The following is a 20,331-nucleotide window of genomic DNA, read 5'->3' as shown; positions in this document are numbered from 1 at the left end:
CTCGTGCCGGTCCTGGTCCTGGTGTCAGAACGTGCCCAGCTTCACGATCGACAGGATGGCGATCAGCTGGATCGCCGACGCGCCCAGCGCCTTCGGCCAGGGCAGGTCGTGGGAGCGGCTGACCATGAGGGTGAGGAGGGCGCCGGCGGCGACCCAGGTGGCCCAGCCCAGCAGCTGCACGAACGACGCGTCGCCGCCCGCGAACATCGCGACCACCAGGCGCGGGGCGTCAGTGAGCGACATGATCAGCATGGAGAGGCCGACCGTGGGCTGCCAGGCGCCGTCGCCGCCGAGCTGGCGGGCCAGGGTGTGGGTGACGACGCCCAGGACGAAGGAGCTGAGAACCATCGCCACGGCCGTCGTCAGGACGATCGGGATGGCGTTGGACAGCGTCGCGTTGATCGTGTCCTGGCGCGTGTCGTCGAAGCCGAACACCGCGAGCAGGCCGTAGAGGAAGGTGACGACGAGGGCGGGGCCCCACAGCGAATAGTCCCGCATCCGCAGGAACGTCCGGTCGGGGGACAGGACGACGCCCCGCAGGAGTTCCTTCCAGTGCAGGCGCGGGCCGGTCGGGCCGGCCGGGGCGGCGGTGCCCGCGTGGTACGTCTCGCCCTGGTTGTACTGCTGGTGGTCGTCGATCGAGAACGCCTGGGTGTGACCCGGGTTGTTCGCGGCGTACGGGTCGTGCGGGGGCGCGCCGTAGTTGTCGCCGCCGCCGAAGTACTCCGGCTCGCCGCCCCTCTGGCCTCCGCCGTCCGACGGGGGCCACTGCCGGCCTCCGCCTCCGCCGTACTGCGGCCGCTGCTGCGGCGGGTACGGCTGCTGCGCCGGCGAGTAGCCGTGCGGCGGCGGCCCCTGGGGCGTCTGCTGCCCGTGGGGCGGGTCATGGGGTCGCGCTTGCGGGGCGCGGCCGTCCCGGCCGCCACGTCCGATCCTGAATCCAGCCACGTCATCGAACGTACCTGGTCCCGCAGAGTGACGTGCGGGGCCCGGCCCCCCGGAAGCGGCTTTGCGGCCGACCTGTGACATCCCCTAAGGGCAGACCCGTACGACCGTCCGGGGGACCCGGGGCCCGGAGTACGGCGAGGGGCGACCCAGGAGCCGTATCCCGGCTCCCACACGACCACCCACGGCTCCCCGCGTCACCACGCGTGGCTCCGACGCACGGCCACGCACGGCCACGCGCGGCCCCGCATCACCGCATGGCTCCCGCATCACCGCACGGCTCCCGCACGACGACGCCCCCCGTCCGCTCGGGACAGGGGGCGTCGCGACGTACCGTCGCCGGCGGTCACTTCACCGGCTGGGGCTCCGGCTCGTTCTCCGACTCGGCCGTACCCGCGGGGGGTTCGTCGTCGACCGGGGTCTTGACGGAGTCGAGGAGGAGCTGGGCGACGTCCACGACCTGGACGGACTCCTTGGCCTTGCCGTCGTTCTTCTTGCCGTTCACGGAGTCCGTGAGCATGACGAGGCAGAAGGGGCAGGCGGTGGAGACGATGTCGGGGTTCAGGGACAGAGCCTCGTCGACGCGCTCGTTGTTGATGCGCTTGCCGATCCGCTCCTCCATCCACATCCGCGCGCCGCCGGCGCCGCAGCAGAAGCCGCGTTCCTTGTGGCGGTGCATCTCCTGCTGGCGCAGGCCCGGCACCGCGGTCATGATCTCCCGCGGCGGCGAGTAGATCTTGTTGTGGCGGCCCAGGTAGCAGGGGTCGTGGTAGGTGATGAGGCCGTCGACCGGGGTCACAGGGATCAGCTTGCCCTCGTCGATGAGGTGCTGGAGCAGCTGCGTGTGGTGGATGACCTCGTAGTCGCCGCCGAGCTGCGGGTACTCGTTGCCGATGGTGTTGAGGCAGTGCGGGCAGGTGGCGACGATCTTCTTCGCCGACCGGGGCTTGCGGGACTCCTCGGTGACCTTGCCCTCTTCGTCCGTCTCCTCGCCGAACGCCATGTTCAGCGCCATGACGTTCTCCATGCCCAGCTCCTGGAACAGGGGCTCGTTGCCGAGACGGCGGGCGGAGTCACCGGTGCACTTCTCGTCGCCACCCATGATCGCGAACTTCACGCCCGCGATGTGGAGGAGTTCGGCGAAGGCCTTGGTGGTCTTCTTGGCGCGGTCCTCCAGGGCGCCGGCGCAGCCGACCCAGTACAGGTACTCGACCTCGGACAGGTCCTCGATGTCCCTGCCGACGACCGGCACCTCGAAGTCGACTTCCTTCGTCCACTCCAGGCGCTGCTTCTTGGCCAGGCCCCAGGGGTTGCCCTTCTTCTCCAGGTTCTTGAGCATCGTGCCCGCCTCGGACGGGAACGACGACTCGATCATCACCTGGTAGCGGCGCATGTCGACGATGTGGTCGACGTGCTCGATGTCGACCGGGCACTGCTCGACACAGGCGCCGCAGGTGGTGCAGGACCACAGGACGTCCGGGTCGATGACGCCGTTCTCCTCGGCGGTGCCGATGAGGGGGCGCTCGGCCTCGGCCAGTGCCGCCGCGGGCACCGAGGCGAGCTGCTCCTCGGACGCCTTCTCCTCGCCCTCCATGGTCTTGCCGCCGCCGGCCAGCAGGTAGGGGGCCTTGGCGTGCGCGTGGTCGCGCAGGGACATGATCAGGAGCTTGGGGGAAAGCGGCTTGCCGGTGTTCCAGGCGGGGCACTGCGACTGGCAACGCCCGCACTCGGTGCAGGTGGAGAAGTCCAGCAGGCCCTTCCAGGAGAACTGCTCGACCTGGGAGACGCCGAAGACGTCGTCGTCGCCGGGGTCGGTGAAGTCGATCGGCTTGCCGCCGGACGTCATCGGCTGGAGGGCGCCGAGGGCCGTGCCGCCGTCGGCCTCGCGCTTGAACCAGATGTTCGGGAAGGCGAGGAAGCGGTGCCAGGCGACACCCATGTTGATGTTCAGCGAGACGACGATCATCCAGACGAAGGACGTCCCGATCTTGATCATCGCGGTGAGGTACACGAGGTTCTGCAGCACGCCGACCGACAGGCCCTTGAAGGCGAGGACCAGCGGGTACGAGGCGAAGTAGCCGGCCTCGTAGTGCTCGACGTGGTGGAGCGCGCCCTCGAGGCCGCGCAGCACGTAGATGGCGAGGCCGATGGTGAGGATGACGTACTCGACGAAGTACGCCTGACCTGCCTTGGAGCCCGCGAAGCGGGACTTGCGGCCGGGCCGGGAGGGCAGGCTCAGCAGGCGGATCACGATGAGTACGGCGATGCCGAGGATCGTCATCACGCCGATGAACTCGATGTACATCTCGAACGGCAGGAACTCACCGATGAGCGGCAGCGTCCAGTCGGCCTGGAACAGCTGGCCGAACGCCTGCGCCAGGGTGGGCGGCAGCGTCAGGAAGCCGACGGCCACGAACCAGTGGGCGAAGCCGACGATGCCCCAACGGTTCATGCGCGTGTGGCCGAGGAACTCGCGGACGAGTGTCACGCTGCGCTGGTAGGGGTTGTCGGTCCGGGTGCCGGCCGGGACCGGCTGGCCCAGCCTGAAGTACCGGACGAACTGGCCGATGGCGCGGGCGAGCAGGGCGACGCCGACCACGGTCAGGGCCAGCGACACGATGATCGCGGCGAGTTGCATGGGGGCTCCTCGGGCCTGCGAGGTTTGCGGGGTCTCGTCGGCGGCGCCGACATTACTAAGCGGTAACTTATGCAGTCCGTCTGAGACTACCCCTATCTTCTGCCGCACTGTAGCCGGGCGCGGGGTGATCTGGATCGCTGAGGGTCACCTCAGGAATGGTGGAAATCTCACCGTGTTATTCGTACCAAATTGGTACATTTATGACTAATTTATATCCGTGCTCTACGGGATCGTCGCCGCCACCACCGCCCTGCTCCTCGCCGCCGTCCTCGCCGCGCTGCTGCGCGTCCCCGCCCTGCGCCTCGGGCTGCTCGACCGGCGGCAGCGCCAGCGACGCGTTCCGCTGTCCGGGGGCGTCGCCGTCGTCCTCGCCACCTGCCTCGTCGCCGTCACCGGCGACCGCACCGGCTTCGCGCCGCTCGGTGAGGACATGGGCACGTTCCTCGCCGCCGGCGCGGGCGTCGCCGTCCTCGGCCTGGCCGCGGACGCCTGGCGGCTGAAGACACGCTTCCTCGTGGTCGGTACGGCGGTGGCGGCGGCCTTCGTCGTCCCGTACGGCGACACCGGTGCCCCCGCCGGAGTGGCCGCCGTCGGCTGGATCGCCTTCGTCGCCCTCGCCTTCCGGGCGCTCGACCACGCCGACGGGGTGGCCGGCACCGTCGGGGTCGTCACCGCCTTCGGGGTGGCCGCCTGTGCCGCGGCCGAGGTGAGGGACGGTCTCGCGGTGCTGCTGAGCGTGCTCGCCGCCGCGCTGACGGGCTTCCTCATGCACAACTGGCCTCCCGCGCGGGTGGCGCTCGGCGGCTGTGGCGCCCTGTTCACCGGCTTCCTGCTCGCCGCCGCGGCCGTCACCGCGCGCGCGGGACAGGACGCCGCCACCGGGGCGGGCGTGCTGTTCGCGCTCACCGCGGTCGCCGTCGCCGACGTCGCGCTCGTCGTGCTGATCCGGCGCACGGCCGGCCGCCCGCTGCTGCGCCGAGGACCCGACCATCTCGCCCACCGGCTGCGGCGGATCGGCCTCACGCCCGCCGGAGCGGCGGTGGGCGTCGGTGTGGCCGCCTTCGCCGGGGTGCTCGTGGGGACGCTGGTGCACACCCAGGGGCTGGGCGCGCGGGCCGTGCTCTGGGTGGCGGGAGGTGTGCCGGTCGTCGTGCTCGTGCTGTGGCGCGTACGCGCGCGGGTGCCGGGGCAGGGACGGACAGGTGCGCGGGCGCGCCCGGGTCATGGTCTGCGGGTGGGGCGCGCGGTCCCCGCACGGCTCTCCCCGCGTGGCCGTTTCCGTCCCCGACGGCAACCCGTGTCCCTGGTTCAGCGCCCTCGGGAATCGGCCGAATCACCCCTGCGGGCAGCGCGCCGTATCGAATCATCGCAGGTCAGCGGCTCCTTGCGTGTAAGGAACGGATAAGAGTTGAGTCCAGCTGACTCATGTCTGTTGACCCAGCGGTGAGTGTGGTGCACACTTGAGCCTGTTCCACTCAAGTCAGCTGGAGGAAGATCACCATGGCACGTGCGGTCGGCATCGACCTGGGCACAACTAACTCCGTCGTCAGCGTTCTGGAGGGCGGCGAGCCCACCGTCATCACCAACGCCGAGGGTGCCAGGACCACGCCGTCCGTCGTCGCCTTCGCCAAGAACGGCGAGGTGCTGGTCGGCGAGGTGGCCAAGCGCCAGGCGGTCACGAACGTGGACCGGACCATCCGTTCGGTGAAGCGTCACATGGGCACCGACTGGAAGATCCAGCTCGACGGCAAGGACTTCAACCCGCAGCAGATCTCCGCGTTCATCCTGCAGAAGCTGAAGCGGGACGCCGAGTCCTACCTGGGCGAGAAGGTGACCGACGCGGTCATCACCGTCCCGGCGTACTTCAACGACTCCGAGCGCCAGGCGACGAAGGAAGCCGGTGAGATCGCCGGTCTCAACGTCCTTCGCATCGTCAACGAGCCCACCGCGGCCGCGCTCGCGTACGGCCTCGACAAGGACGACCAGACGATCCTCGTCTTCGACCTCGGTGGCGGCACCTTCGACGTGTCCCTCCTGGAGATCGGTGACGGCGTCGTCGAGGTGAAGGCCACCAACGGCGACAACCACCTCGGCGGTGACGACTGGGACCAGCGGGTCGTCGACTACCTGGTGCAGCAGTTCAAGTCCGGTCACGGCGTGGACCTCGCCAAGGACAAGATGGCCCTCCAGCGCCTCCGTGAGGCCGCCGAGAAGGCCAAGATCGAGCTGTCCTCGTCCACCGAGACCTCGATCAACCTGCCGTACATCACGGCGTCCGCCGAAGGCCCGCTGCACCTGGACGAGAAGCTCACGCGCGCTCAGTTCCAGCAGTTGACCGCGGACCTGCTGGAGCGCTGCAAGACGCCGTTCCACAACGTCATCAAGGACGCCGGCATCAACCTCTCCGAGATCGACCACGTCGTTCTCGTCGGCGGCTCCACGCGTATGCCCGCCGTCGCCGAGCTGGTCAGGGAGCTGACCGGCGGCAAGGACGCCAACAAGGGTGTGAACCCGGACGAGGTCGTCGCCATCGGCGCCTCGCTCCAGGCCGGTGTCCTCAAGGGCGAGGTCAAGGACGTCCTGCTCCTCGACGTCACCCCGCTGTCCCTCGGTATCGAGACCAAGGGCGGCATCATGACCAAGCTCATCGAGCGGAACACGACGATCCCGACCAAGCGGTCCGAGATCTTCACCACCGCCGAGGACAACCAGCCGTCCGTGCAGATCCAGGTCTACCAGGGCGAGCGCGAGATCGCGGCGTACAACAAGAAGCTCGGGATGTTCGAGCTGACCGGTCTGCCGCCGGCCCCGCGTGGCGTCCCGCAGATCGAGGTCTCCTTCGACATCGACGCCAACGGCATCATGCACGTGACCGCGAAGGACCTCGGCACGGGCAAGGAGCAGAAGATGACCGTCACCGGCGGCTCCTCGCTGCCGAAGGACGAGGTCGACCGCATGCGCCAGGAGGCCGAGCAGTACGCGGACGAGGACCACCGTCGCCGCGAGGCCGCCGAGGCCCGCAACCAGGGCGAGCAGCTCGTCTACCAGACCGAGAAGTTCCTCAAGGACAACGAGGACAAGGTTCCGGGCGAGATCAAGACCGAGGTCGAGAGCGCGATCGGCGAGCTGAAGGAAGCCCTCAAGGGCGAGGACACCGCCGAGATCCGCACCGCCACCGAGAAGGTCGCGGCCGTCTCCCAGAAGCTGGGCCAGGCCATGTACGCCGACGCCCAGGCCGGTCAGGCCGCCGGTGGCGAGGCTCCGGGCGCCGGTGCCAAGGCCGCCGACGACGACGTGGTGGACGCCGAGATCGTGGACGACGAGCGCAAGGACGGTGCCGCGTGACGGAGGAGACCCCGGGCTTCGAGGAGAAGCCCGACGTCCCCTCCGGCGCCACCCCTGAAGACGCCGAGCCGAAGGCCGACTCCTCCGCTGCGGCGGAGGGGACGGACCCGGCCGGGGACGCGAACCAGACAGCGGCGCTGGTGGCCCAGCTGGACCAGGCCCGCAAGGCGCTCGACGAGCGCACGGCGGACCTCCAGCGGCTCCAGGCCGAGTTCCAGAACTACCGTCGCCGGGTCGAGCGGGACCGGATCGCGGTCAAGGAGATCGCCGTCGCGAACCTCCTGACCGAACTCCTGCCCGTGCTCGACGACATCGGCCGCGCGCGCGAACACGGGGAACTCGTCGGCGGGTTCAAGTCCGTCGCCGAGTCACTGGAGACCGTCGCGGCGAAGATGGGCCTCCAGCAGTTCGGCAAGGAGGGCGAGCCCTTCGACCCGACGATCCACGAGGCCCTGATGCACAGTTACGCCCCGGACGTCACCGAGACCACATGCGTGGCGATTCTCCAGCCCGGGTACCGGATCGGCGAGCGCACCATCCGCCCCGCACGTGTGGCGGTCGCCGAGCCCCAGCCCGGCGCGCAGGCCGTCAAGGGCGACGAGGCGGAGGCCGGCGACGACGAGGAGAGCGGTGGCCCGGACGAGGGCTGAGCTTGACAGGCGGTCGAGGAAGGAGGGACGTCGAGGATGAGCACCAAGGACTTCATCGAGAAGGACTACTACAAGGTCCTCGGCGTCCCCAAGGACGCCACCGAGGCCGAGATCAAGAAGGCGTACCGGAAGCTCGCCCGCGAGTTCCACCCGGACGCCAACAAGGGCAACGCCAAGGCCGAGGAGCGTTTCAAGGAGATCTCCGAGGCGAACGACATCCTCGGCGACCCCAAGAAGCGCAAGGAGTACGACGAGGCACGCGCCCTCTTCGGCAACGGCGGGTTCCGTCCGGGGCCGGGCGCGGGCGGCGGCTCCTTCAACTTCGACCTGGGCGACCTCTTCGGGGGTGCCCAGGGCGGCGGCCAGGGAGCCGGCGGCTTCGGCGGCGGACTCGGTGACGTGTTCGGCGGCCTGTTCAACCGCGGCGGCGCGGGTCCGGGCACCCGTACCCAGCCCCGGCGCGGGCAGGACATCGACACCGAGGTCACCCTGACCTTCACGGAAGCCATCGAGGGCGCGACGGTTCCGCTGCGCATGTCCTCGCAGTCCCCGTGCAAGGCCTGCTCCGGCACGGGCGACAAGAACGGCACGCCGCGCGTGTGCCCGACCTGTGTCGGCACCGGCCAGGTGGCGCGGGGCTCGGGCGGCGGGTTCTCGCTGACGGACCCCTGCCCGGACTGCAAGGGCCGCGGGCTGATCGCCGAGCACCCCTGCATGGAGTGCAAGGGCAGCGGCCGTGCCAAGTCCTCGCGCACCATGCAGGTCCGCATCCCGGCGGCCGTCACCGACGGGCAGCGCATCCGGCTGCGCGGCAAGGGCGCGCCCGGTGAACGCGGCGGCCCGGCCGGCGATCTGTACGTGCTCGTCCATGTCGACGGGCACCCGGTGTTCGGCCGCAAGGACGACAACCTCACGGTGACCGTGCCGGTGACGTTCGCGGAGGCGGCCCTCGGCGGCGAGATCAAGGTGCCCACGCTGGGCGGCCCGTCGCTCACGCTGAAGCTGCCGCCCGGCACGCCGAACGGGCGCACGATGCGGGCGCGCGGCAAGGGTGCGGTCCGCAAGGACGGCACCCGTGGCGATCTGCTGGTCACCGTCGAGGTGAGTGTTCCGAAGGACCTCTCGGGGAATGCTCGGGACGCACTGGAGGCGTATCGCGAGGCGACCGCGGGTGAGGACCCGCGGGCGGAGCTGTTCGAGGCAGCGAAGGGAGCTTGAGAGTGATGGACGGCCGTCGGCGCAATCCGTATGAACTGACGGAGGAGACCCCGGTCTACGTCATCTCGGTGGCGGCCCAGCTCTCCGGCCTGCATCCGCAGACACTGCGCCAGTACGACCGCCTGGGCCTGGTGTCCCCGGACCGCACCGCCGGCCGGGGTCGCCGCTACTCGGCCCGCGACATCGAACTGCTGCGCACCGTGCAGCAGTTGTCGCAGGACGAAGGCATCAACCTGGCGGGCATCAAGCGGATCATCGAGCTGGAGAACCAGGTCCTGGCCCTCCAGTCCCGCGTGGCGGAACTGGAGTCGGCGCTGGACGGCGCGGCGGCGGCCATGCAGCAGCGCGAGGCCGCGGTGCACGCGTCCTACCGGCGCGATCTGGTGCCGTACCAGGAGGTCCAGCACACCAGCGCACTGGTGGTGTGGCGTCCGAGGCGACAGCAGTCGCCCGACTGACGGCACGGCAACACGCGGAAGGGGCCCGGAGGTTGATTCCTCCGGGCCCCTTCCTGTGCGCCGGACGCGCGAGGGGCGACGCGCCGACCTTGTCCCGCCCGACGCGCGCGTGCTGCGCGTCGCCCGCGACGACGACCGCAGCGCCACCCTCGCCGACGGCGACGGCTGGACGCTGCTGGTCTCCCGCTGGAACCGCGACGCGGACGTCACCGCCACCGCGACGTCGGGCGCCGCTTCACGCGGTGGCGCCGCCGGTCCTGACGGCGATGCCCGTCGGCTCGTCGCCCCACCTCGTCGTAGGCGTGCCGTCGGCCGCAGTGCCGGGCGCCGACCAGCGGGAGGGCGGTGTCCCGTGTACGTGGTGGAGGCGGCGTGCGGGGGGATCTGACGCCTGTGCAGGGACGAGGCGCGGGTGGTCGCCGCCGGAGCGGGCGCGGTGACGGCGGTGAGGAGACCGGCGGTCGTGACGAGCGCGACGGCTGTCGCGAGTCTGGCCGGCTTCGTGCGTTCCTCTGTTCGAGTGAGGGTGGCCGGACGGTCCTCGCGGGCGAGTGGAGACGGACTGACGGTCCGTCGTGGTCACGATCCGTGAGGGACGGACCCGGTGACGCGCTTGCTCGTCGGTTCGTGAACTCCCTTTGGGTGGAGGGTCGGTAAAGGGTGTTCGGAGAGGTTTCCCTCTCGTCTCCATGCGTCTTCACGTGTTGAGCGGAGGGTGATGTTGTCACTTCGTTAAGTAGTACGGCTTGACGCCGACGTCCGCCGCCGCGTTGGCTTTTGAGCCACCTGGGTCAACATGTCGCACCCATGTCCGGAACGCACCTGAAGTGAGCCCTCGAATGCGTCGTATCGCCATAGCCGTGGCTGCCTCCACGATGTCCCTCTCGCTCGCCGGATGCGGGATGCTGAGCGCGACGGAGGACAGCGGCGAAGCGACGCCGACGAAGAGCAACGACATCACCGTCGGTGTGCTGATGCCGGAGAAGACGAACACCCGTTACGAGGAGTTCGACTACCCCATCATCAAGGCGAAGGTCGCCTCCCTCACCGGCAACAAGGGCAAGACCGAGTACGCCAACGCGGGCGCCAAGAGCGCGACGCAGGTGACCCAGATGGAGCGGATGATCGACGAGAAGGTCGACATCATCCTGCTCGACGCCGTCGACTCGCACGCCATCGCGGACACCGTGCAGAAGGCGAAGGACGCCGGTATCCCGGTCATCGCCTACGACCGTCTCGCCGAGGGTCCGATCGACGCGTACGTCTCCTTCGACAACGAGCTGGTCGGCGAGGTGCAGGGCCGCACGCTGGTGGAGTCGATCGAGTCGCCCAGCACCGCCGACAAGATCGTCATGATGAACGGCTCGCCCACCGACCCGAACGCCAAGCAGTTCAAGGACGGCGCGATGTCGGAGCTGAGCGGCCGGGTGACGATCGCCGAGTCCTTCGACACCAAGGACTGGAGCCCGGAGATCGCCCAGTCCAACATGGCCGAGGCGATCGCGAAGATCGGCAAGGGCAACATCGCGGCCGTCTACTCCGCCAACGACGCCATGGCGGGCGGCATCATCAAGGCGCTGCGCGCCGCGGGCGTCGAGGAACTGCCGCCGATCACCGGACAGGACGCGGAGCTGCCCGCGGTGCAGCGGATCATCGGCGGCGAGCAGTACATGAGCGTGTACAAGCCCTACCCGCAGATGGCGGAGGCGGCCGCGGAGATGGCCGTCGCCAGGGTGCAGGGCCGTGACATCGAGTTCGACGCCCTGACCCGCGACAAGGTCGACAGCCCCACCGACAAGAAGATCCCGGCCCAGCTGGTCACGGTGGTGGCGCTGACCAAGAAGAACATCAAGGAGACCGTCATCGCGGACGGCATCTACAAGGCGTCCGACATCTGCACCGCCAAGTACGCGGCCGCCTGCCAGGCCCTCAAGCTGAACTGAGCGGCGCGAGCCGGGGAACCGGCCGGCGGTGCCCACCCGGCGGACGTCGTCCGTGCCGGACAGGTCGAGCAGGCGCCCCGGAGCACCCCGCCGGTGCGGGCGTGCGGCGCCGTCCTCGCCGGTGCGTGCGGCGGCCGAGGAGACCGGTACGCGGGCCGGTTCGGTCCCGGTCGGGCCATGCCGCCGCACGGCCGTACGCCTTGCCGAAGGCCGCCGTCCAGACGTCTCCCGTATGCCTGGACGGCGGCCTTCGGCGCGGGCAGCGCGCGTCGGCCGTACGGTCGCGCGTGCGAAGTCGGCCCCCGCCCGGTCGGGTTGGGCGAGGGGGCGGACGCAGGTCTCCGCCCGCGGTCGGAGCGGGGGACGAGGGCTCGGGGCGGCGAGCCGGGCCCGGACTCGCTCGGCCGTCGGTACCGGGCCGACGGGACGTCCGGTCTGCCGTCGCCGGTCCCGGATCGCGGGGTCGTCGGTGCGGGGGCCTGCCGACGAGGCCCCTACCAGGCCGTCCACGGTGCCGGACAGGAAGATCAGGGCGCGGGGCCGGCGCCCACGGCGGCGGTCGGTGGGCGCAGCGAGGGGGCGGCCGGACCCGCGGCCGACGGCGTACCGGCGAGCGATGGTGGGGTGGGCGATGTCCCGGCAGGCCCCGCCGTCCTGCCCCGTGCCTCGGCGGGCGAGGTGTTCGCGCCCGTGACGCCGGGCGGGTGGGTCGCCCGGTCGGCGACGGGCGGGGAGAGGCGGTCGCCGGCCGTACGACGGGCCGAGGCGCGCCGCGGCCGTGGCGAACGGCGGCCGTCCGGCGCCTCTCCCCGTCCGTGGCGCGCACGAGGAGCCACCCGAGCCGTCCGAGGCGCGCCACGGCCACGCGGGCCGTTGTCACGCGGTCCCGCTCGAAGGTGTCCAGGATGTTCGTCACGAGGTGCAGGGTCAGGGGCGTTCCTCATCCGCGAAGGCGTACGTCCCGCCCCGCTCGGTGAACACGCGGCCATCCGCCGGGCTCCGCGACAGGCGACAGCGGTTCACCCGGTGGGATCGGCTGGGGCACCGCCGGTGCTGCTCGTAGGCGTTCCTGGCCGCACCCGGCCGCTCGAACACCTCGTCCCGCGCATCGGCCGACGTGCACGCGTCCGACACGTCCGCCATGAGGGGACGCCGGGTGCGGGACGCGACGCGGCGGCCACTCGGTGGTCACCGGGAGCGCACGGGCGTACGAGGACCCGGCCAGGTTGCCGCCGGGCGCACGCGGGGAGCATCAGCTTGTTGCGGTGGAGGGGCGGAGGCCGGGAGGAACCCGCGAAAATGGCCGGAATTCCAGCGGGCCGACGGGAGGAGCCGTGTTGCGGAGCCGGTCCGGGGCCACGCATAGTTGCGCTGCGGAAAACGCGGACGACGCGCGACACGCGGACAGCGGGGGTGGGATGGGCGATGGCCGGGCACGGGGCGGAGGAGCATCCTCACGGTGCTGACCGACTGTGCGAGGCCGGGGACCGCGTGTACTCCCGGGCCGTACGGCGGGGCCGGGTGCCGCGCCAGGACGCCGAGCCGGTCCCCTGCCTGCTGGACCTCGCCCTGCTGCACCCCGACCCCGACGACATGGACTGGCTGGTCCCGACCTCCCCGCAGGAGGTCATGACCCGGCTGCTGCGCGGCCTCTACGACGAGGTGAGCGCCAGCCGGCTGCGGATGGGCTCGGCGGTCGCCGCCTTCGAGTGGTACGCCGGGCTCGGCGGGCCCGCGCCGGGCACCCTGGCCGGGGAGGGCGCCGCGATCCGCGTCCTGGACGGCGCCTCCCGCATCCAGGCGGCCCTCGACGAGGCCACCGAGGCGTGCACCACCGAGGTGCTGACGGTGCAGCCCGGTGGCATCCGGCGCGAGCACGAACTGTCCGAGGGGCTGCACCGGGCGCTCGCGCTGCGCGGGCGGGGCGTGCGGATGCGCGACCTCTACAACCACGTGGCCCGGCACGGCCAGGGCCTGCTCAACTACCTGGAGCTGATGGGCGACGCGGTCGAGGCCCGCACCCTCGACGAGGTCATCGACCGGCTGATCCTCTTCGACCGCACGGTCGCCTTCATTCCCGCCAACGCCGACCGCACGATGGCGCTGGAGCTGCGCCACCCGGCGCTCGTCGCCTACCTCGGGACGGTCTTCGAACGGCTGTGGCGGCTGGCGGTCCCGCTGACCGCCCCGCTGCCCGACACCGGTGTCGAGGGCGTCTCCCACCGCGAGCAGTCCATCGCGGCGCTGCTGGCGGAGGGGCACCAGGACGCGGTGATCGCCGAACGCCTCGGCATCAGCGTACGCACCTGCCGCGCGCACATCGCCCGCCTCTCGGAGACGCTCGGGGCGGCCAGCCGTACCCAACTCGGCGTGCGTATCGCGCAGGTCGGCCTCGACGTGCCGCGCGCCGCGGACTCCGCTCAGCCCTCCGGGTCGAGCATCTCCGAGCGCCCGATGAGGTAGCCGAGCTGTGCGCGGCTCTCGCTGCCGAGGGTGGCGGCGAGTTTGGCGATGTGCACCCGGGCCGTACGGATGTTCATGCCGAGGCGGTCGGCGATGACGGCGTCGGTGTGGCCCTCGACGAGCAGCGCGGCGATGGCGCGCTGGCGCGGGGTGACTCCGTTCAGGGTGGGCTGGGTGACCGTCTCGGGGAACATGGGCGTGGCCAGCCGCCACAGGCGGTCGAAGGTGGTGCCCAGGTAGTCCACCAGCGCGGGCAGCCGGATCTCCAGGGCGAGCGTGCGGTCCTTGGCGGCCGGGATGAAGGCCACACCGCGGTCGATGACCAGCAGCCGCTCGGTCACCTCGTCGAGGGAGCGGGCCTCGACGTCCCCGTGGAGCCGCTCGTAACGGGCCAGCACCGTGGGGGCGTGGCGGGTGGTGTGCTGGTAGAGGGTGCGGATGCGGCCGCCGCGGTCCAGGAAGGCCTGGTCGCGGTCCAGGGCCTGACTGTGGATCTCGCGGGGCGGGCCGGCGTGGCCGGCGTGCGGCTGGATGGCCAGCACCTCCTGTGAGGCCTCCGCCATGGTCCGGGTGATGACCGCGTTGATCCGGTCGAGCCCGCTCAGCGTGTGGATCTCACCGGTGCCGGTGGCGTCGCCGTCCGGTGTGGCGAAGGCGAGGAGCGGTTCGAACGCCTCGGCCAGCCGGGTCTCCCGCCGGCGGTGGACGGCGATGTCCTCGGCGACGGCGCGCAGCAGCCGGGGCAGGGCGACAGCCGGCGGCACCGGACGCAGCCGGTCCGGGTCCCGGTGGTCCGGGCGGAGCAGCCCGGCATGGACCGCACACGGCGGCGAGGCGCCCTCGCGCGCGGGGACGTGGCCCGACCGCAGGGCGCGCGCGTACAGCTCCAGAGCCGCCTCACAGGGCTCGTCCGGGCCGTGGTCGTGGACGGACGTCGTCATCCGGCGGTGTCCTGTTCCAGGATTCCCGACTGCGCGATGAGGAAGCCCAGTTGAGCCCGGCTGCCGCTGCCGAGGATCGCCGCGAGTTTGGCGATGTGGGCCCGGCAGGTGCGCACGTTCATGCCGAGACGGCGGGCGATGGCCTCGTCCACGTGACCCTCGACGAGGAGCTTGGCGATGGAGTGCTGAATCTCGGTGATGCCGTCGGGGGCCGTCTCGTAGGGGGCGCCGGTGGTGAGCGGGACGGCGCGGTCCCAGAGGAACTCGAACACCTTGATCAGGTAGCGCACCAGGCCGGGGTGGCGCAGTTCCAGGGCGACCTGCTGGTCCTCGCGCGCCGGGATGAAGGCGACCGTCTCGTCACAGATGATCAGCCGCTCGACCACCTCGTCGATGGTGCGGTACTCGGCCTTCCCGTCGGAGAGCCGGGCGGTGTAGGCGAGCTTCTCGGGGCTGTAGCGGGCGGTGTGCTGGTAGAGCGTGCGGATGCGGACCCCGCGGTCCAGGAGCGGCCGGTCGCGTTCCAGCCCCTGGGTGAGGCTGCGCTCCGGGCGGTTGCCGCTGGGCTGGATGGCGAGCACTTCCGACTGGCACTGTGAGGTGGCGAGGTTGAGCGCCGCGTTGATGCGGGTGCCGCCCTCCAGCACGGTGATGGAGTCGGCGTGCGGGGCCGTCTGGACGCTGAGGGCCATGAACGGTTCGAACGCCTCGGACAGCTGGACCGAGATCCGTCGGCGCTCGGCGATCTCGTGTTCGATGGGGTTGAGGCGCTGCGCGAGCGCGAGGGCGGGTGGGGTGGGGCGCAGCCACTCGGGGTCGTCGGGGTCGGGATGCAGGAGGGCGAATTCCACCAGGCAGGGAGCCGATTCCACGGCGGAGCGGGCGACGCGCCCGGTCCGCAGCGCGCTCGCGTAGAGTCGGCTGCCTTCCTCGCACAGTTCGGCCACCGCATGGGGATGCGCCCTATTGGCCCGATTCGTTGTCAAATCTCCACCCCCCAGGGTCCTGAACATGCAGGAACATGATGCATTGATTGTGTGGCCATGACGTGTCCGAATGAGCCATCGTCTTATCCGACGGGGGAAGAGGGACTTCAAGTGAGGACGAAGCCGACTATGCGTAAGAGATTGCTTCGCTGGGCGCTTGTCGCCGCCTTCTCCGCCGCCGCGGCTGTCGGCGTGGTGGGTGGCCTCTCGGGCGAGAAGAGCGACGTCCGGGCCGACACCGCCTGGCCCGCGGTGGCCGTCTCCGGTCCGACCGCCTCCGGCGACATCCTGCCGGCGGCCGGGACGGAAACGGAGAGGAGTTGACGTGACCACCCCGCCCGACGACCGCTCCTTCCGCCGCGAGATGGCCACGGCCTACCGCTCGGGCTGGCACTTCATCGATCTGGTCACCGCCATCCCCCACAGTGGTGACTCGTTGATGGTGACGGTGTTCGGGGAGCCGGTCGTCGTGACGCGGGACGAGGACGACGACGTACGTGCCTTCCGGTGCCTGCGACGGCCCCGAGGAGCCCCCCAGCCCGTACGGTGTGCCATCCGGTACGGAATGATCTTCGTCAACCTCGATCAGCGGGACCACCAACTGGCGGAGTCGGCGAGTCCGCCGCAGCCCCGCACCATCACAGCCACCCCCCGCAGTGCCTGACGCGATTCCCCCGTCGTAACAGATCGCTCAGGTACTTCCCCCCGCAGCGGCGTCACCGTGACCTGAACACGGTGACCCCGCTGTCGTTCGTGGCGACCTCTCCGGTTGTCGGACCCGACGAGGTGGCCGGAAACCGTCGCTGTGGATCACGTCACTCGTCCGGCCGACGGCCTCCCCGGCCCCGCCGTCGCCGGCCGTCCGCGGTGAGTCGTCCACGGCCCGTCGCCGACCGCCCGCGGCCCGTCAGCCGCGGCCCATCGCCCGCGTCAGCTCGATCTCGATCACCACGCGCGCGGGATTGGGGCGCGGCGTCCGGCCGTACCGCTCCGCGTAACGGCGTTCCGCCTCCGCCACCCGGTCCGGCTCGGCGCGGACGAAGGCGCGGCCCTCCAGCGTGGCCCAGCGCCGCCCGTCGACCTGGCAGACCGCGACCCGGGCGCCCTCCGTGCCCGCCGCCAGCACGTTGCGCACCTTCGTGCTCGCCCGGTCCGCGATCACCCGGGCCAGCCGGCCCTCGGGGTCGTACGTCACTCCGACGGGAACGACGTGCGGGGAGCCGTCCGGGCGTGGTGTGGTCAGGGTGCACAGGTGTGTTTCGCGCCAGAAATCGCGGTAGGGCGGGTCGGGAGCGCCGGGGTCCTGGGGGTATGCGGCCATGGCCTGGAACCTAGCCTGCGGAGGACTCCCGGGCACAACCTTGAGCGGAATAGACTCAAGTTTGTGTACGCTGACAGAGTCAGTGATGAAGGCTGACACGAGGAGGAGACAGCGAACGTGGACGCAGAGCTGACCAACCGGAGCCGGGAAGCCATCCAGACCGCCGGCAATCGCGCCCTGTCCGAAGGGCACCCCGACCTCACCCCGGCACACCTGCTCCTCGCGCTGCTCCAGGGGCAGGAGAACGAGAACATCGTCGATCTGCTCGCCGCCGTCGACGCGGACCAGGCCGCCGTGCGGACGGGCGCCGAGCAGGTGCTGGGCTCGCTGCCCAGCGTGGCCGGCTCCACCGTCGCGCCCCCGCAGCCCAACCGCGAACTGCTCGCCGTGATCGCGGACGCCCAGGAACGCGCCAAGGACCTCGGCGACGAGTACCTCTCCACGGAGCACCTGCTCATCGGGATCGCCGCGAAGGGCGGCCGGGCGGGCGAGGTGCTCGACCGGCAGGGGGCCACCGCTAAGAAGCTGCTGGCAGCCTTCCGCAAGGCCCGCGGCGGACGCCGGGTGACCAGCGCCGACCCCGAGGGGCAGTACAAGGCGCTGGAGAAGTTCGGCACCGACTTCACCGCCGCCGCCCGCGAGGGCAAGCTCGACCCGGTCATCGGCAGGGACACCGAGATCCGGCGGGTCGTCCAGGTGCTGTCCCGCCGCACGAAGAACAACCCCGTCCTCATCGGTGAGCCCGGCGTCGGCAAGACCGCCGTCGTCGAGGGGCTCGCCCAGCGGATCGTGAAGGGGGACGTGCCCGAGTCCCTCAGGAACAAGCGGCTCGTCTCGCTCGACCTCGGGGCCATGGTCGCCGGCGCCAAGTACCGCGGTGAGTTCGAGGAGCGGCTGAAGACCGTCCTCGCCGAGATCAAGGACTCCGACGGGCAGATCATCACCTTCATCGACGAACTGCACACCGTGGTGGGCGCCGGCGCGGGCGGCGACTCCTCGATGGACGCGGGCAACATGCTGAAGCCGATGCTCGCCCGCGGTGAGCTGCGCATGGTCGGCGCGACCACGCTGGACGAGTACCGCGAGCGGATCGAGAAGGACGCGGCGCTGGAGCGGCGCTTCCAGCAGGTGCTGGTCGCCGAACCGTCCGTCGAGGACACCATCGCGATCCTGCGTGGCCTCAAGGGGCGGTACGAGGCCCATCACAAGGTACAGATCGCCGACAGCGCGCTGGTCGCCGCGGCCACCCTCTCCGACCGGTACATCACCTCGCGCTTCCTGCCCGACAAGGCCATCGACCTCGTCGACGAGGCGGCCTCGCGGCTGCGCATGGAGATCGACTCGTCCCCCGTCGAGATCGACGAACTCCAGCGGGTCGTCGACCGGTTGAAGATGGAGGAGCTGGCGCTCGGCAAGGAGACCGACCCCGCCTCCCGCGAGCGGCTGGAGAAGCTGCGCCGCGACCTCGCCGACAAGGAGGAGGAGCTGCGCGGCCTCACCGCCCGCTGGGAGAAGGAGAAGCAGTCCCTCAACCGGGTCGGTGAGCTGAAGGAGAAGCTCGACGACCTGCGCGGCCAGGCGGAACGGGCCCAGCGCGACGGCGACTTCGACACCGCGAGCAAGCTGCTGTACGGCGAGATCCCGGCCCTGGAGCGCGACCTGGAGGCCGCGTCCGAGGCCGAGGAGGAGGCCGCCAAGGACACCATGGTCAAGGAGGAGGTCGGCTCCGACGACATCGCCGACGTCGTCGCCTCCTGGACCGGCATCCCGGCAGGCCGCCTCCTGGAAGGCGAGACGCAGAAGCTGCTGCGCATGGAGGACGAGCTGGGCACGCGGCTCATCGGCCAGGGCGAGGCCGTCCGGGCCGTGTCCGACGCCGTACGGCGCTCGCGGGCCGGGATCGCCGACCCCGACCGCCCGACCGGCTCCTTCCTCTTCCTCGGTCCGACCGGTGTCGGCAAGACCGAGCTGGCCAAGGCGCTCGCCGACTTCCTCTTCGACGACGAGCGGGCCATGATCCGCATCGACATGTCGGAGTACGGCGAGAAGCACAGCGTCGCCCGGCTCGTGGGCGCCCCGCCCGGCTACGTCGGCTACGAGGAGGGCGGCCAGCTCACCGAGGCGGTGCGGCGCAGGCCGTACAGCGTGGTGCTGCTCGACGAGGTGGAGAAGGCGCACCCGGAGGTCTTCGACATCCTGCTCCAGGTCCTCGACGACGGACGCCTCACCGACGGACAGGGCCGCACGGTCGACTTCCGCAACACCATCCTGGTGCTGACGTCCAACCTGGGCAGCCAGTACCTGGTCGACCCGGTCTCCACCGAGGCGGAGAAGAAGGAGCAGGTCCTGGAGGTGGTCCGGGCGTCCTTCAAGCCGGAGTTCCTCAACCGGCTCGACGACCTGGTCGTCTTCTCGGCGCTGACCAAGGAGGAGCTGGCCCGGATCGCGCGGCTCCAGATCGACCGGCTCGCCAGGCGGCTGGCCGAGCGGCGGCTCAACCTGGAGGTCACCGAGGCGGCCCTCGCCTGGCTCGCCGACGAGGGCAACGACCCGGCGTACGGCGCCCGGCCGCTGCGCCGCCTCGTCCAGACCGCCATCGGCGACCGGCTCGCCAAGGAGATCCTCGCGGGCGAGGTCAAGGACGGCGACACGGTCCGGGTGGACGCCTTCGGAGACGGCCTGATCGTGGGTCCCGCGGCGACGGGAAAGACCCTCTGACCGGGGCGTCCGGCCCCGCGGCCGCACGCCCTGAGCGGAATTTCGCCAACCGGAGGTGAACCATGCGGGGCGGGGGTTGCCACCCCCCGCCCCGCATGGGGGAGGATGGCGGGATCCGTACGAAGGGAAAATCACGGTGACCATCGACCCGTCCTCGATTCCGAACTTCGGGGGCCAGCCCGAGCCGCAGCCCCAGGGACCGGCGGGCCCCGTCGTTCCGGATCAGGACCTCGTGAAGCAGCTCCTCGACCAGATGGAGCTGAAGTACGTCGTCGACGACGAGGGTGACCTCGCGGCGCCGTGGGAGGAATTCCGCACGTACTTCATGTTCCGCGGCGAGGGCGACCAGGCGGTCTACTCGGTGCGGACGTTCTTCGACCGGCCCCACCAGATCGACGAGAAGCCCCAGCTGCTGGAGGCCATCGACGACTGGAACCGCCGCACCCTGTGGCCCAAGGTCTACACCCACACCCACGACGACGGCACCGTCCGCCTCATCGGCGAGACGCAGATGCTGATCGGCGCCGGCGTCAACCTCGAGTTCTTCGTCTCCTCGACGGTGAGCTGGGTGCGCGCCGCCATCGAGTTCGACAAGTGGCTCGTGGAGCAGCTGGGCCTGGAGTCGGCGTCGGCCGAGGAAGCGGACAAGCCCGCGGACGACGAGTAGCCGATCGCCGCACGCCCAAGGCGAAGGAGAGCCCGGCC

General features: G+C 70.8%; 17 protein-coding genes. 12 read left to right on the top strand and 5 right to left on the bottom strand.

The window, feature by feature from the left end; translation table 11 throughout:
* Window positions 1-24 precede the first annotated feature (24 nt).
* Both ACZ5Y0_RS14970 and ACZ5Y0_RS14965 read right to left on the bottom strand, forming a co-directional pair.
* Window positions 25-1,029 carry a Yip1 family protein gene (locus ACZ5Y0_RS14970; protein ID WP_469129078.1) on the bottom strand — a complete coding sequence of 335 codons (1,005 nt, stop codon included), beginning with the start codon at window positions 1,027-1,029 and terminating at the stop codon, window positions 25-27.
* A 262-nt stretch (window positions 1,030-1,291) separates the two neighbouring features.
* On the bottom strand, window positions 1,292-3,583 hold the full coding sequence (locus ACZ5Y0_RS14965; RefSeq protein ID WP_469129077.1) for a (Fe-S)-binding protein: 2,292 nt from the start codon (window positions 3,581-3,583) through the stop codon (window positions 1,292-1,294).
* Window positions 3,584-3,800: 217 nt separating this feature from the next.
* Here ACZ5Y0_RS14965 and ACZ5Y0_RS14960 point away from each other — a divergent pair, with 217 nt between their 5' ends.
* The 8 genes from ACZ5Y0_RS14960 (at window position 3,801) to ACZ5Y0_RS14925 (ending at window position 13,660) form a co-directional block, all read left to right on the top strand.
* On the top strand, window positions 3,801-4,988 hold the full coding sequence (locus tag ACZ5Y0_RS14960) for an MraY family glycosyltransferase (protein WP_469129076.1): 1,188 nt from the start codon (window positions 3,801-3,803) through the stop codon (window positions 4,986-4,988).
* A 95-nt stretch (window positions 4,989-5,083) separates the two neighbouring features.
* The gene (gene dnaK / locus ACZ5Y0_RS14955) at window positions 5,084-6,928 is read left to right on the top strand and encodes a molecular chaperone DnaK (RefSeq protein ID WP_469129075.1); all 1,845 of its coding nucleotides are present in this window, start codon (window positions 5,084-5,086) and stop codon (window positions 6,926-6,928) included.
* Window positions 6,925-7,578 carry a nucleotide exchange factor GrpE gene (gene grpE / locus ACZ5Y0_RS14950; protein WP_469129074.1) on the top strand — a complete coding sequence of 218 codons (654 nt, stop codon included), beginning with the start codon at window positions 6,925-6,927 and terminating at the stop codon, window positions 7,576-7,578. The genes dnaK and grpE overlap by 4 nt, the downstream gene beginning before the upstream one ends.
* Window positions 7,579-7,614: 36 nt before the next feature.
* On the top strand, window positions 7,615-8,796 hold the full coding sequence (gene dnaJ, locus ACZ5Y0_RS14945) for a molecular chaperone DnaJ (protein ID WP_469129073.1): 1,182 nt from the start codon (window positions 7,615-7,617) through the stop codon (window positions 8,794-8,796).
* 5 nt (window positions 8,797-8,801) lie between these two features.
* Entirely contained in the window at window positions 8,802-9,254 is a 453-nt protein-coding gene (locus tag ACZ5Y0_RS14940) for a heat shock protein transcriptional repressor HspR (RefSeq protein ID WP_469129072.1), read from the top strand.
* A 55-nt stretch (window positions 9,255-9,309) separates the two neighbouring features.
* Window positions 9,310-9,642, top strand: coding sequence for a DUF5925 domain-containing protein (locus tag ACZ5Y0_RS14935; protein WP_469129071.1), 333 nt, complete (start codon window positions 9,310-9,312; stop codon window positions 9,640-9,642).
* Between the two features lie 439 nt (window positions 9,643-10,081).
* Entirely contained in the window at window positions 10,082-11,197 is a 1,116-nt protein-coding gene (locus ACZ5Y0_RS14930; RefSeq protein ID WP_469129070.1) for a sugar ABC transporter substrate-binding protein, read from the top strand.
* Between the two features lie 1,491 nt (window positions 11,198-12,688).
* On the top strand, window positions 12,689-13,660 hold the full coding sequence (locus tag ACZ5Y0_RS14925; protein WP_469129069.1) for a helix-turn-helix transcriptional regulator: 972 nt from the start codon (window positions 12,689-12,691) through the stop codon (window positions 13,658-13,660).
* On the opposite strand, the gene ACZ5Y0_RS14920 is transcribed toward ACZ5Y0_RS14925, so the two are convergent.
* Both ACZ5Y0_RS14920 and ACZ5Y0_RS14915 read right to left on the bottom strand, forming a co-directional pair.
* Entirely contained in the window at window positions 13,618-14,601 is a 984-nt protein-coding gene (locus ACZ5Y0_RS14920) for a LuxR C-terminal-related transcriptional regulator (RefSeq protein WP_469129068.1), read from the bottom strand. The two genes, ACZ5Y0_RS14925 and ACZ5Y0_RS14920, sit on opposite strands and share 43 nt — an antisense overlap.
* Window positions 14,598-15,614 (bottom strand): helix-turn-helix transcriptional regulator, encoded by a 1,017-nt coding sequence (locus ACZ5Y0_RS14915; protein WP_469129067.1) that lies wholly within the window; start codon window positions 15,612-15,614, stop codon window positions 14,598-14,600. Before ACZ5Y0_RS14915 ends, ACZ5Y0_RS14920 begins: the two co-directional genes overlap by 4 nt.
* Window positions 15,615-15,716: 102 nt before the next feature.
* Between ACZ5Y0_RS14915 and ACZ5Y0_RS14910 the strand changes: the two genes are divergently transcribed.
* Window positions 15,717-15,911, top strand: coding sequence for a hypothetical protein (locus ACZ5Y0_RS14910; protein WP_469129066.1), 195 nt, complete (start codon window positions 15,717-15,719; stop codon window positions 15,909-15,911).
* A 1-nt stretch (window position 15,912) separates the two neighbouring features.
* Window positions 15,913-16,251 (top strand): hypothetical protein, encoded by a 339-nt coding sequence (locus tag ACZ5Y0_RS14905; RefSeq protein WP_469129065.1) that lies wholly within the window; start codon window positions 15,913-15,915, stop codon window positions 16,249-16,251.
* Between the two features lie 243 nt (window positions 16,252-16,494).
* On the opposite strand, the gene ACZ5Y0_RS14900 is transcribed toward ACZ5Y0_RS14905, so the two are convergent.
* Window positions 16,495-16,908, bottom strand: coding sequence for a pyridoxamine 5'-phosphate oxidase family protein (locus ACZ5Y0_RS14900; protein WP_469129064.1), 414 nt, complete (start codon window positions 16,906-16,908; stop codon window positions 16,495-16,497).
* Window positions 16,909-17,025: 117 nt separating this feature from the next.
* On the opposite strand from ACZ5Y0_RS14900, the gene clpB reads away from it, so the two are divergent.
* On the top strand, window positions 17,026-19,626 hold the full coding sequence (gene clpB / locus ACZ5Y0_RS14895) for an ATP-dependent chaperone ClpB (protein WP_469129063.1): 2,601 nt from the start codon (window positions 17,026-17,028) through the stop codon (window positions 19,624-19,626).
* Between the two features lie 136 nt (window positions 19,627-19,762).
* Window positions 19,763-20,293: a YbjN domain-containing protein gene (locus ACZ5Y0_RS14890; protein WP_469129062.1), complete on the top strand. Its 531-nt coding sequence runs from the start codon at window positions 19,763-19,765 to the stop codon at window positions 20,291-20,293.
* Window positions 20,294-20,331: the final 38 nt, after the last annotated feature.

It is taken from the genome of Streptomyces sp. NPDC033216, from assembly GCF_055577115.1.
This window is presented reverse-complemented; position numbering and strand designations above follow the sequence as displayed.